A 12,714-nucleotide genomic window follows, 5' to 3' on the forward strand; every position below is an offset into this window, starting at 1 on the left:
TTGACCTCCAGTCAAAGTTTTGTTCGAGAATGAGAACTACCCGAAGGTATTCCCTGTCCCATCCTCGCGTTTCAAGAAGTGGACGATCAATCGCCCTCGCTTCCGAGAGTGAAAATACAAGACGCGCTCTGTCACGCAATCGACATCTACTCGGAAAGGGGGATTTGCGTTAGCCTTCCCTAAGTCCTGTTGCCGAAAGGACACAAATCGGCAACCCCGCCGCAATATAGGTTTAGACTTTGTTAAGAAAATCTTTAATCCACGGGGACTTACGAGACAGGCGCAAACATCGCCGAAGAAATGGAATTGGGCGCAAAAATAGCCGTTCCATGGCGAATTGCAGGCTTTCGCGACGTCTCAGGGATCATTTACGACATTTACCGTTGCGATTGCAGGTAGTGGGCGGCGGCGAAACAGCTCACCTGCCGTCCCAAATCGATGCAGGTACCCAAATGATTCCGTCGTGGACGATTCGCTATTGGATGACGGAGCGGCCCCATGGCGAGATTATTGCGATGCCGCAACGCATCCGTGGAAGAATTGAACAGGCAGCAACGGAGGTGGGCCTGTGTTGGCCGATCTATCGCAATTCCGATTTGAGGAACGGCCGGCGGCTAATACTGACGATTCGATAGGAATGGCGGGCCACGCCTGACGCAGATGAGAACTGCGAGATCGTTATAATCATCCGACAGATAAGCAGATATTTCCCATTTTGCGGCAATCGGCGGGCGGCCATATCGGACAATTGGCGATGTTTGACGCCGCTTCACCTCACCGGAAACGTCACTCCGGTAAGCTCTTCGGAGACGGTCCACAGGCGCTGTCGGACGCCTTGGTCGTAGGAGTCCGGCGCTGTGCAGCCTCTTCGGCGCGCAGGGCGGCGTCCTGGAGCACAATGTCTCGGTCGAGACGATCAAGAGGCACAAGCGGTCCTCCCTCGGCAGGCTCGCGACCATGACTGAACTCGTGAGACACCATGTGCCGGAGCTTGGCGATGGCGCGCAAATGTTCTGCCTGATGAGCCTCCTTTCAGCGGGCGCGCTGTTGGCCTATGCCCCGCCGCCATCCAGTCTCCTTGCCGTTTACGCGGACGAACCCGCCCTTGGCGCACTTCACATGGAACTGCGTGACGCGCTGCGGGCCTCGTTCACCTCGACGCTGCTGGGCGCGCTGCCGCGAGCCTAACCAAGCATCAGCCAGCCAACGGCTCATCTGCGATGATCAGCACCCGTCGCCACGGGCGGTCAAAACGGCTACCGAGCCGCTTCCCTCACGACTTTCCAGATGTTCGACGGGACGATATCGGCTGGACTCAATTATGATTTGATGGCGCCGTATCGGGCTATAGCGTGGAATCGATGGTTCCTGTCCCGCGTGGTGGTATGCGGTGGTCGGCGGCTCTATCGGGCCATCGAGGGAAATCGGGGGGCTGGCGGGCCGCGCCCGATGATGATGAGCACTATGTCTACGCCATAGCCCTCTAAAGCCGCATTTTGCCGGATGTTTGTCGTCGAAATGCCCGCGCCGCCATATGCTTTTCAAAAACGATTGAACTTTCTCAGTAAGCCGATGAACAGGGTGAGTTCTTCATTCTCCCACCCAGCTACGCGCGAAAAGAACGCGTCGGATTTGACCGCGTCCGCGGCTTGAATTCCTTCACGGCCCGCGTCCGTCAGGCTGTAGACGATCGCCCGCCCGTCGTCCGGGTCAGCAGAGGCTTGCGCAAGCCCATTGTCGCAAAGCGTTTTTGCCAACCGGCTGACGGCGCTTTTGTCCATACCGAGCCGGTCCGCGAGGCGCCCTGCCTTTGTGGCACCCTGGCCGGCAAGCATGGCCGCAAGCTGGTAGGCGGCCGGCTGAAGATCAGGACGAAACCGGGCGGCCGAAGCGGCTATGACCGTGCGGGACGCCACGAGCAGAGCGTTCAGTTCGCGACCCAATTCCGTCACAAGCTCCGTATGCGTCTTGCTCATTTGCGTACCCCTCAAAGAAATTTAGTGGACATTTGTCCACCAATCACACTAATGGACATATATCAACTAAATGGTGCTGTGCTAAATGTCCGCTCGTCCTAAAATTCTGATCACCGGCGCCACCGACGGCATCGGTCAACTCGCCGCTTTGAGCCTGGCCCGATGCGGGGCGCACCTCATCCTGACCGCGCGCAGCAAGGCCAAGGCCGACCAAACTTGCGCCGCGATCGAGGCAGTCGCGCCCGGCACGCCGGTCGATGTGCATTTCGTCGACTTCTCCGACTTGGCGGCGGTGGTGAGGACCGGCAAGGCCATTGCTGCGCGGCATCCGCGCATTGATGTGCTCATCAACAATGCGGGACTGCACGCCTTCGAGCAGCGCGTCACCGCGCACGGCTATGCGGAAATGATTGCCGTCAACTATTTCGCTCCCTGGTTGCTGACGGATACGCTGCGCGAAACCCTCGTGCATTCTGCGCCATCGCGCATCGTGACCGTCGGCTCGGAAGCCTCGCGCCAGAGTGGCGCTTTCGACATCGAAAAGGATTTGCTCGACATCGCCCCCTTCACCGCACGGGGATCCTCAAGGATCTATGGCCGCACCAAGCTTCTGGACATCATGTTCTCCCTCGAACTAGCCCGGCAGCTCGACGGGACGGGGGTCGTCGTCAATTGCCTATGTCCGGGTTTCAATGTCACCGGGCTCGGCCGTGAACTCAGCTTTGCTCGTCCAGTCGCCGGGTTGCTGACGTGGCTTGGCATTGGCAATCCCGAGCGTGGCGCAGGGGCCATCGTGAGGCTGGCCACCGATCCGGCCTTCGGCAAACAGACCGGGGCATATGTCTCGGCGAAGAGTGCGCGCCTGCTGACGCCTGTTGCCCCCGCGGATAACGAGGAAGCACGGCGACAATTGTGGAAAAAGACGACTGAAACGCTTTCCCGCTTCCGCTGATGCCGTGCGGCATTCGGCGGCGGTTAAGTAGAATATCGCGACATGGCGTAGAAATGGTGGGGCTGGCGGAGAAGATGGGATTCGAACCCACGATACCATCTCTGGTATACTCCCTTAGCAGGGGAGCGCCTTCGACCACTCGGCCACCTCTCCGGTGCGGCCCTGATAGGGCCATTCATTTATCGACGCAAGCGCTTTTTCATCTCCGCGCATGTTCTCCATGCATTAAGACGGCGAGAGCAGCCTGCGGAGGCGAACCTCATAGCCGGCTTGCAGTTGATATCAAACCAGGAGCTGTTTGATATCCGCAGCCGGATCGGCCAGAACGGCTTTCGACGGATTGACGCCCGTTTCCAGCAGCTTCTTGCCGGTAACATAGGCTTTTGCGTCGTTGACGGCATCGACAGCGATGAAACGGCCCTGCTTGAAATACCAGACGGAAACGGAGCCCTCGCGGGCGCCGGCGCGCATCAACGTTTCGTCATAGCCGAGGTTGAAACCGGCGATCTGCAGTTTCACGTCGTATTGATCCGACCAGAACCACGGCTTCGGATCATAGGCCTCGTTGCCACCAGCAATGATCTCGGCTGCGGCTTCCGCCTGATCGACGGCGTTCTGGACCGATTCGAGTCGGATCCGCCCGCCCTCCCATGGCAGCTCGACACAATCACCCACGGCGAAAATGGATGGATCAGAGGTGCGGACGAACGAATCGACGACGATGCCGTTGCCGACCTCAAGGCCGGCTTCCTTGGCGAGCCTGTCATTCGGGGCGACACCGATACCGACGACGACGAAGTCGACATCTATGGTGGATCCGTCCGAAAGCTCCGCGGCGGCGACATGACCGTTCCTGCCGACGAGCTGCTTCAGTCCGGTCTTCTCGCGAATGACGACATCATGCTTGCTGTGTATCGCCCTGAAGATATCGGCCGTCTCCTTGGCCGCGACACGCTGCAGGATTCTGTCGCTCATTTCGATCAGGGTGACCTCGAGGCCGCGATGGCGCGCGACAGCGGCGGCCTCAAGTCCGATATACCCCCCACCGATGATGAGGACCCGGCGTCCGGGGCGCATCTCGCCCGCAAGAAGATCCGCATCGCGCTTGTCGCGGGCGAGATAGACGCCTTCGAGCGTGCCACCGACGGAAGGCGGCAGCCGACGCGGAGTGGCCCCCGTCGCAAGCGCCAGCGTTTCATAGCCCAGCACCGAGCCGTCCTGCATGACGATCTGCTTTGCGGCGCGGTTGATCTGCTCGACCCAGGTGGACAGACGGATATCGACATTGTTGTCGGCATACCAATGTTCCGGGCGGAACAGCAGGCGATCGAACGTCATCTCGCCGAGCAGATATTTCTTGGTCAATGGCGGTCGCTGATAGGGAAGGCTCTCCTCCGCACCAACGATGGTGATGGGCCTGGAATCACCAAGTGCCCGCAATTTGGCTGCGAGCGCAAAGCCCGCCTGCCCGGCCCCGATAATGACCAATCTGCCCGTCACGATCCGTACTCCATTGTTATCATGGCGATCCGCCGGCGTGATGCGGGACGGATGCGTCTATGGATTTCAGGGGTAACGCTTACACCTGCAAGCGTCAATCACGACTGACCCTGCGCCAAGGATCGGGAGAAAATTAGGCCGGCAGCCAAGAGCGGCGGACCTCCGGCCGAAGCCGAACTGCCGCTCCATCTCTTTTTCTGCCGCACGTGTGCCGCGCCAGGTGGGTCCACCCGACTGCAAAATGCCTAATCGACGATTTCGATCCAACGCCGCTCGTGGAACGATCGCGCCATGGCATGAACAGACTTTTCGATGCGCAGGCCATCCGCGAAAGCGACGACGGACGCAACTTGCCCGGAAATGGCGCGGATCAGCTCGCGGCATTCGATGATCTTCAGATCGTTGAAGCCGAGGCCATGGCCGGGCGCCGGGATGAAGCGATCGTAGGGCTTGTGCGCGGGGGCGGCGAGAACCTTGCGGAATCCCTGTTCGCTATCCCTGCCCTCGGCCTGGTAAAGCTCGAATTCGTTCATGCGCTCCTGATCATAGGAGATCGACCCCTTGGAGCCGAAGATCTGCAAGGCGATACGGCCCTTGCGGCCCCAGGCCGAGCGATTGGCCATGAGCACGGCGGAAATGCCGCCTCCCAGCCGCATCAGCACATTGGCGAGATCGTGATTTTCGACGGTGCGGCGGCCGCCGTCCTTCAATGGCCGCTCGGCATAGGGCTTCGCCATATCGGTGATGACAGCTTCGACATGACCGAACAGGAACCACAGCAGCGAGAGAGGATGCACGGCAAAATCATCAAGAGCGCCGTAACCCGAGGCAAGCTCGCTCTTCCAGTAGAACAGGCCGTTTGGATCGGCCATGAAATCCTCGTCCATCTCGACGCGGACGTGATTGACCGCGCCGATCGCACCCTCTCCGATCAGCGCCTTGATGTGCCGCATCACCGGGTTCTGGATATAATTGTAGCCGAGAACGGCAACCTTGCCGGAAGCCCTGGCGGCAGCCAACATGCGTTCGGCATCGCCATAGGCAGGCGCCATCGGCTTTTCGCACCAGACATGCTTGCCGGCTTCGAGAGCTGCAATCGCCATTTCCGGGTGGAACTGATTGGGCGTCGTGACGGAAACGACATCGACATCGGGATCGGCAACAAGCTCGCGCCAGTTGGCCGTCGCCTTTTCGAAGCCGAATTCGTCGCCCCGTGCCTTCGCCAGATCGGCATTGGCCTCGGCCAGATGCACCAGGCGCGGCCGCGCGACATCGCCGAACACGGTCTTGACCGCATTCCACGCCAGCGCATGGCATTTGCCCATGTAGCCGGTTCCGATCAATCCAACGCCCAACGGCTTCATTTGCCTGTCCTCCCACATCATCTCCCGAAGTTGGGCTGATTTTTGGAATATCTGGACCGTTTTGACAAGCGCACTCCGGCGACCGCCGTCGCCACAACTCACAAAAAATCTAAGTTATATGTTCTAAATCATTCACTTAAAAATATTCGTGCTGGATGAATCAAAATCCGCTATCGTTGCGAATATGGAATATTTGTTTCATTAGCGGGTGTGGCGGCGGAAGGACGGGGGCATGGACAATAGCATCGACACGCAGATCAGGGTGCCACGTGACTTCGAAAGCCTGCGCAGCATCATCATAGAGCGCAAGAATGCCATGCCGAAGCGCCTTGCACAGGTGGCGGCCTTCGCGCTTGCCAATCCCGACGAGATCGCCTTCGGCACGACAGCCAGCATTGCTATGGCGGCCGAAGTCCAGCCGTCGACGCTGGTGCGCCTGGCCCACCATCTCGGCTATGTGGGCTTTTCCGACCTGCAGAGCATCTTTCGCGAGAGGTTGCGCGATCGGACGCTGAGCTACGAAGAGCGGCTGGTAACGCTGGAGCGCTCCGGTATCACGGACGAGGAGGCCGGCATTCTCTCCGGCTTCCTCTCTGCTGCCAGCCAATCGGTCAACAAACTCGCCGCCACCATCGAGACGGAAACCTTTACCAAAGCAATCGATGTGCTTGCTGCCGCGGAGACGATCTATCTCATCGCCAAGCGCCGCTCATACCCGTTGACGGCGCATATGACCTACGCCTTCTCCAAGCTGAACATACGCCACCAGATCGTCGCCTCGCCAAACGGCATCGATGGCGAGATTACCCGCTTCGCCACACAGAAAGATGCGGCGATCGCCGCGAGCTTTTCCCCTTATGCCGCTGATAGCCTGGCGCAGGCGGAGGATCTCGCCGCGCGCAACGTGCCCGTCATCGCCATCACCGATTCGGCCTTCTCGCCGCTCACCGCCTGCGCCACCCATTGGTTCGAAGTGGCCGAAGCCGACTTTGCCGGCTTCCGCTCGCTGTCGGCCTCGATGGCGCTCATCATGGCCTTTCCCGTCGCCATCGCGGAGCGTCGGCGAAAAAGCGGGATAAAAGCAGACAAAACGAAAATGGAATAAACATTCCGAATTGACAAAATATCGGAACCAATGTTTCATTACCGCCAGGATCACGGTCGTGGGAGATGACCGCCCGATCGACCACAACCGGGACAAAACGAACACCGGCACTTTCAATAATGCATGATCCCGGCGCAAGCTGAAGAGCAAGAGGGTCATGCTGGGACGGGAGGACATCATGGCACACGACAATCCGGGCGCTCGGCCGGAGGCGAAACTCGATGTGATTACCATCGGCCGTTCCTCCGTCGATCTCTATGGCCAGCAGATCGGCTCGCGGCTGGAGGATATCGCCTCCTTCGCCAAGTCGGTGGGCGGCTGCCCGGCCAACATCGCCATCGGCACGGCACGGCTGGGACTGAAATCCGGCCTCATCACCCGCGTCGGCGACGAACAGATGGGCCGTTTCATCCGCGAACAGTCGGCGCGCGAAGGTGTCGCCGTCGACGGGATCGCGACGGACAAGGAGCGCCTGACAGCGCTGGTGCTGCTCGCGGTCGAGGCCGAGGGCGTCTCGCCGATGATCTTCTATCGCTCCGATTGCGCCGACATGGCGCTGGAGGAGAGCGATATCGACGAGGACTTCATCAAGTCCTCCGCTGCCGTTCTGGTTTCCGGAACGCATTTCTCCAAGCCGAACACCGAGGCCGCACAGCGCAAGGCAATCCGTATCGCCAAGGCGAACGGCCGCAAGGTGATTTTCGATATCGATTACCGGCCGAACCTCTGGGGCCTCGCCGGCCATGCCGAGGGGTTCGAGCGCTATGTGAAGTCGGATCGCGTTTCCTCGAAGATGAGGGAGACGCTACCGGATTGCGACCTGATCGTCGGTACGGAAGAGGAGATCATGATCGGTTCGGGCGTCGACGAGGTGCTCGGCGCGCTGAAGGAAATCCGCCGCCTGTCGCCCGCGATCATCGTGCTGAAGCGCGGTGCCATGGGCTGTATCGTCTATGAAGGCCCGATCTCGGACGACCTCGAGGCCGGCATCGTCGGCGAAGGATTCCCGATCGAGGTGTTCAATGTGCTCGGCGCCGGCGATGCTTTCATGTCCGGCTTCCTGCGCGGCTATTTGCGCGGCGAACCGCTGAAGACCTGCGCCACCTGGGCGAACGCCTGTGGCGCCTTCGCTGTCTCCCGTCTGCTCTGCTCGCCGGAATATCCGACCTGGACAGAGCTCGATTTCTTCCTCAAGACGGGTAGCAAGCACCGGGCATTGCGCAAGGATGAGGCGATCAACCACGTCCATTGGGCGACGACCCGTCGCGGTGACGAGATCCCGCTGCTGATGGCGCTTGCCATCGATCACCGCTCGCAGCTCGTTAGCGTTGCCGACGAACTGGGTGTCGGCCATGACAGGATCGTTGCTTTCAAGCGACTAGCCGTCGAGGCGGCGGCGCGGGTGGCCGACGGCCGGCCTGGCTACGGCATGCTGATCGATGAGCGCTTCGGCCGCGATGCGTTCTTCGATGCCGCAACCAAGAATTTCTCCTGGATTGGACGGCCGGTCGAACTGCCGGGATCGAAACCGCTGAAATTCGAGTTCAGCCAGGATATCGGCTCGCAGCTCGTCGAATGGCCGCTCAATCATTGCATCAAATGCCTTTGCTTCTACCATCCGGACGACCCGAAGGAATTGAAGGCGGAGCAGCAGGAGAAGCTGCGGACGCTGTTCGAGGCAGCGCGAAAGGTCGGCCGCGAACTGCTGGTCGAAATCATCGCCGGCAAGAATGGTCCGCTCACCGACGACACGATCTCGACCGCCATGGAAGAGCTCTATGCGCTCGGCATCAAACCGGATTGGTGGAAGCTGGAGCCGCAGGAATCGAGCGCCGCGTGGAAAAAAATCGATGCCGTGATCGCCAAAAATGATCCATGGTGCCGGGGTATCGTGTTGCTCGGTCTGGAGGCACCGGCAGAGGAACTGATCCGCAGCTTCGAGGCGACGCTGGCCGCACCCTCGGTCAAGGGTTTCGCCGTCGGGCGAACGATCTTTTCCGATGCGGCACGGGCCTGGCTGTCAGGCAGCATGAACGACGAGGAAGCGATTGCCGACATGGCCGGCCGCTTCCGGCAACTGACCCAGGCGTGGCTGAAAACCCGCGGCCTGCAATAGTTTAAAAGCATTTGGGAGGCGCCCCATGGGCAAGACGATCCGATTGACGATGGCGCAGGCCGTCGCACATTTCCTCAAGAAGCAGATGACCATCATCGACGGACAGAAGCAGCCGATCTTCGGCGGCGTCTGGGCGATCTTCGGTCATGGCAACGTCGCCGGCATCGGCGAGGCGCTCTATCAGGTGCGCGAGGAGCTGCCGACCTATCGCGCTCACAACGAGCAGGGCATGGCCCATGCCGCCATCGCCTATGCCAAGGCGAGCTTCCGCCAGCGCTTCATGGCCTGCACCACGTCGATCGGCCCCGGCGCGCTGAACATGGTGACTGCCGCAGGTGTCGCGCATGTCAACCGCATCCCCGTTCTCTTCCTCCCCGGCGACGTCTTCGCCAACCGCGCGCCCGATCCGGTGCTGCAGCAGATCGAGGATTTCGGCGACGGCACGGTCTCCGCCAATGATGCCTTCCGCCCGGTTTCGCGCTATTTCGACCGCATCACCCGGCCGGAGCAGATCATCACGGCGCTGAAGCGCGCCATGCAGGTACTGACCGATCCGCTCGATTGCGGTCCGGTGACCCTGTCGCTTTGCCAGGATGTGCAGGCGGAAGCCTTCGACTATCCCGAGAGCTTCTTCGAGGAACATGTCTGGACGACGCGACGCCCGCAGCCGGATGCCGACGAGCTGGCGAATGCCGTTGCGCTGATCCGCAAATCCGAAAAGCCGGTTATCCTTGCCGGCGGCGGCGTGCTCTATTCACAGGCGACCAAGGAACTGACTGCTTTCGCCGAAGCGCATGGCATCCCCGTCGTCGTTACGCAGGCCGGCAAGTCGGCGATCGACGAGAGGCATCCGCTGGCGCTCGGCTCGGTCGGGGTCACAGGCACGTCGGCCGCCAATGCCATTGCCGAGGACACCGATCTGGTGATCGCCGTCGGCACCCGCTGCCAGGACTTCACCACCGGCTCCTGGGCGCTGTTCAAGAACGATAAGATGGTCATCATCGCCCTCAACATCGCGGCCTATGATGCATTGAAGCATGATAGTCACCCACTGGTGACGGATGCGCGCGAAGGTCTGAAGGCACTCGGCGCCGGCCTTGCCGGCTGGCGGGCTCCGGCCTCGCTCGCGGAGCAGGCAACGCGGGAGAAGAAGGTCTGGATGGAGGCCGCCGCCAAGGCGATGGCGACCACGAATGCCGCCCTGCCCTCCGACGCCCAGGTGATCGGCGCCGTCACGCGCACGCTCGGCGGCGATAAAACCATCGTGCTGTGCGCCGCCGGCGGCCTGCCGGGCGAGCTGCACAAGCTCTGGCCGGCAACCGCGCCCGGCAGCTACCACATGGAATACGGCTTCTCCTGCATGGGTTACGAGATCGCTGGCGGCCTCGGCGCAAAGATGGCGCGGCCGGACAAGGACGTTGTCGTCATGGTTGGCGACGGCTCCTACATGATGCTGAATTCGGAGCTGGCGACCTCGGTCATGCTCGGCCTGAAGCTCACAGTCATCCTCCTCGATAACAGGGGCTACGGCTGCATCAACCGGCTGCAGATGGCAACCGGCGGCGCGAACTTCAACAATCTGCTGAAGGATTCGTACCATGAGGTGATGCCGGACATCGACTTCAGGGCGCATGCCGCGAGCATGGGCGCGGTTGCCGTGAAAGTCGCCTCCATCGCCGAACTGGAACAGGCGATCGAGGCATCGAAGAAGAACGAGCGCACCTCGGTCATCGTCATCGACACCGATCCGCTGATCACGACGGATGAAGGCGGTCACTGGTGGGACGTCGCCGTTCCCGAAGTCAGCCCCCGGCTTGAGGTCAACAAGGCCCGTGCCGCCTACGAAAAAGCGCGCGCCGTCCAGCGTATCGGCTGATCGATTTCTTTCATTTTTCCGGAGGAGCTTTTCGGCTCCTCCAACACTATTTTCAAGGAGACCATTGATGAAGGCCAAACTTGGCATGTCGCCCATCGCGTGGTGGAACGACGATCTTCCGGAGCTGAGCGACGACGTATCTCTCGAAGAATGCCTGCGCCAGTCACGCGGTGCTGGCTTCACCGGCATGGAACAGGGTCGGCGTTTCCCGAGCAATCCTGAGGAGATGCTGCCGATCCTGCGCGCCGCCGACGTGACGCTCTGCGGCGGCTGGTTTTCGGGCACGCTGGTCAACGAGGAACTTGCCGCCAACAAGGACCGCATCGCTCCGATGATCGCGCTGTTCAAGGCGGTCAACGCACCCTGCATCGTCTATGGCGAAGTCGGCCGCTCCATCCAGGGCGACCGCTCCAAGCCGCTCGCCACCAAGCCGCGCCTTTCGGATGACGAGATGAGGGCCTATGCGCGCCGCGTGACCGAATTCGGCGAATGGTGCGCCGAGCAGGGCATGCCGCTCTCCTATCACCATCACATGGGCGCAGTCGTCGAAACCGAGCCGGAACTCGACGCCTTCATGCGCTATTCCGGCGAAGGCATCCCGCTTCTGCTTGATGCGGGTCACCTCGCTTTTGCCGGCGGCGACGTCCTGCGCGCCATCGACAACCACCACGCCCGCATCAACCATGTCCACGTCAAGGATATCCGCAAGCCTGTCGTGGATGGGCTGGATCGCAGCAGGCAGTCCTTCCTGGATGCTGTCGCGCTCGGTGCGTTCACGGTGCCGGGCGACGGCTCGCTCGATTTCGGCGCCATCGTCAAGCGCTTCGCCGATTACGGCTATGAAGGCTGGTTCGTCGTCGAGGCCGAACAGGACCCGCGCAAGGCTCCGCCGCAGAAAATGGCCGAGATCGGCCATGCCGAATTGATGCGCGTCATGACGGCCGCAGGTTATACGGTGGAAACCGAGGGTTTCCCCAAGTAAGTAAGGAAGAACGCCCATGCCAAATCTCAAGGTCAAACCTGATGGCTCCCATGGCCGCGTCACCCATGTCACGCCGGAAAGCGCCGGCTGGACCTATGTCGGCTTCGATCTCCATCGCTTGAAGCCGGGCGAAACGGCCTCGGCGGAAACCGGCGATCGCGAAGTCTGCCTCGTCTGGGTCAGCGGCAAGGGAAGCGCCAAGGCGGGCGCGAAGGATTTCGGCGTGCTCGGCGGCCGTATGAGCCCGTTCGAGGGCGCGCCCCATGCACTTTACATTCCGGCCGGCTCGAGCTGGTCGGTCACGGCCGAAACCGAGCTGGAACTTGCCGTCTGCTCGGCTCCGGGCGGCGGCTCCTATGAGGCGCGCGCCATCCCGCCGGGTACGCACCCCGCGCTGACACGCGGCAAGGGCACCAACGTTCGCCATGTCAACAACATCATGCCGGAAGACGACGGCGCGGCGCATTCGCTGCTTGTCGTGGAAGTGATCACGCCAGGCGGCCATACCTCGTCCTATCCTCCCCACAAGCACGACCAGGACAATCTCCCGAACGAAAGCTTCCTCGAGGAGACCTATTACCACCGCCTCAACCCGCCGCAGGGGTTCGGTTTCCAGCGCGTCTATACCGACGACCGATCGCTGGACGAGGTGATGGTGCTGGAGGACGGCGACGTGACGCTGGTGCCGAAGGGATACCATCCCTGCGCCGCGTGCCATGGCTATGATCTCTACTATCTCAACGTCATGGCTGGTCCGAAGCGCATCTGGAAATTCTACAACGCGCCGGAACACGAATGGCTGCTCAAGGCCTAACTGGCCTTCAAAAGGAAAGGCCGCGCCTC

Annotated in this window: 10 protein-coding genes and 1 tRNA gene; 7 read left to right on the top strand and 4 right to left on the bottom strand. The window is 61.1% G+C overall.

Features of this window, described 5'->3' with window-relative positions; genetic code table 11:
* Positions 1-888: 888 nt before the first annotated feature.
* On the top strand, positions 889-1,188 hold the full coding sequence (locus tag GA0061101_RS01015; protein ID WP_245297428.1) for a hypothetical protein: 300 nt from the start codon (positions 889-891) through the stop codon (positions 1,186-1,188).
* A gap of 353 nt (positions 1,189-1,541) precedes the next feature.
* Here GA0061101_RS01015 and GA0061101_RS01020 read toward each other — a convergent pair whose 3' ends face one another.
* Complete coding sequence (locus tag GA0061101_RS01020) at positions 1,542-1,976, bottom strand: MarR family winged helix-turn-helix transcriptional regulator (RefSeq protein WP_092572836.1); 435 nt, start codon at positions 1,974-1,976, stop codon at positions 1,542-1,544.
* Between the two features lie 85 nt (positions 1,977-2,061).
* Here GA0061101_RS01020 and GA0061101_RS01025 point away from each other — a divergent pair, with 85 nt between their 5' ends.
* Positions 2,062-2,928, top strand: coding sequence for an SDR family NAD(P)-dependent oxidoreductase (locus tag GA0061101_RS01025; RefSeq protein ID WP_092572837.1), 867 nt, complete (start codon positions 2,062-2,064; stop codon positions 2,926-2,928).
* 63 nt (positions 2,929-2,991) lie between these two features.
* Here GA0061101_RS01025 and GA0061101_RS01030 read toward each other — a convergent pair.
* From GA0061101_RS01030 to GA0061101_RS01040, 3 genes are all read right to left on the bottom strand, one after another.
* Positions 2,992-3,081, bottom strand: a tRNA-Ser gene (locus GA0061101_RS01030).
* Positions 3,082-3,210: 129 nt separating this feature from the next.
* A complete protein-coding gene (locus GA0061101_RS01035) occupies positions 3,211-4,428 on the bottom strand; it encodes an NAD(P)/FAD-dependent oxidoreductase (protein WP_092572838.1) in 1,218 nt (405 codons plus the stop codon).
* 245 nt (positions 4,429-4,673) lie between these two features.
* Positions 4,674-5,792, bottom strand: a complete 1,119-nt coding sequence (locus GA0061101_RS01040) for a Gfo/Idh/MocA family protein (protein WP_092572839.1) — start codon at positions 5,790-5,792, stop codon at positions 4,674-4,676.
* Positions 5,793-6,024: 232 nt separating this feature from the next.
* On the opposite strand from GA0061101_RS01040, the gene GA0061101_RS01045 reads away from it, so the two are divergent.
* From GA0061101_RS01045 to iolB, 5 genes are all read left to right on the top strand, one after another.
* Positions 6,025-6,897, top strand: coding sequence for a MurR/RpiR family transcriptional regulator (locus GA0061101_RS01045; RefSeq protein ID WP_037193837.1), 873 nt, complete (start codon positions 6,025-6,027; stop codon positions 6,895-6,897).
* Positions 6,898-7,075: 178 nt separating this feature from the next.
* Positions 7,076-9,013 (top strand): bifunctional 5-dehydro-2-deoxygluconokinase/5-dehydro-2-deoxyphosphogluconate aldolase, encoded by a 1,938-nt coding sequence (locus GA0061101_RS01050; protein ID WP_092572840.1) that lies wholly within the window; start codon positions 7,076-7,078, stop codon positions 9,011-9,013.
* A gap of 25 nt (positions 9,014-9,038) precedes the next feature.
* Complete coding sequence (gene iolD, locus GA0061101_RS01055; protein ID WP_037193833.1) at positions 9,039-10,889, top strand: 3D-(3,5/4)-trihydroxycyclohexane-1,2-dione acylhydrolase (decyclizing); 1,851 nt, start codon at positions 9,039-9,041, stop codon at positions 10,887-10,889.
* A gap of 67 nt (positions 10,890-10,956) precedes the next feature.
* Positions 10,957-11,871, top strand: coding sequence for a myo-inosose-2 dehydratase (gene iolE / locus GA0061101_RS01060; protein ID WP_092572841.1), 915 nt, complete (start codon positions 10,957-10,959; stop codon positions 11,869-11,871).
* A 16-nt stretch (positions 11,872-11,887) separates the two neighbouring features.
* Entirely contained in the window at positions 11,888-12,685 is a 798-nt protein-coding gene (gene iolB, locus GA0061101_RS01065) for a 5-deoxy-glucuronate isomerase (protein ID WP_037193829.1), read from the top strand.
* Positions 12,686-12,714: the final 29 nt, after the last annotated feature.

Origin of the sequence: Martinezella lusitana (assembly GCF_900094565.1) — a bacterium.
Lineage (GTDB): Bacteria > Pseudomonadota > Alphaproteobacteria > Rhizobiales > Rhizobiaceae > Rhizobium > Rhizobium lusitanum.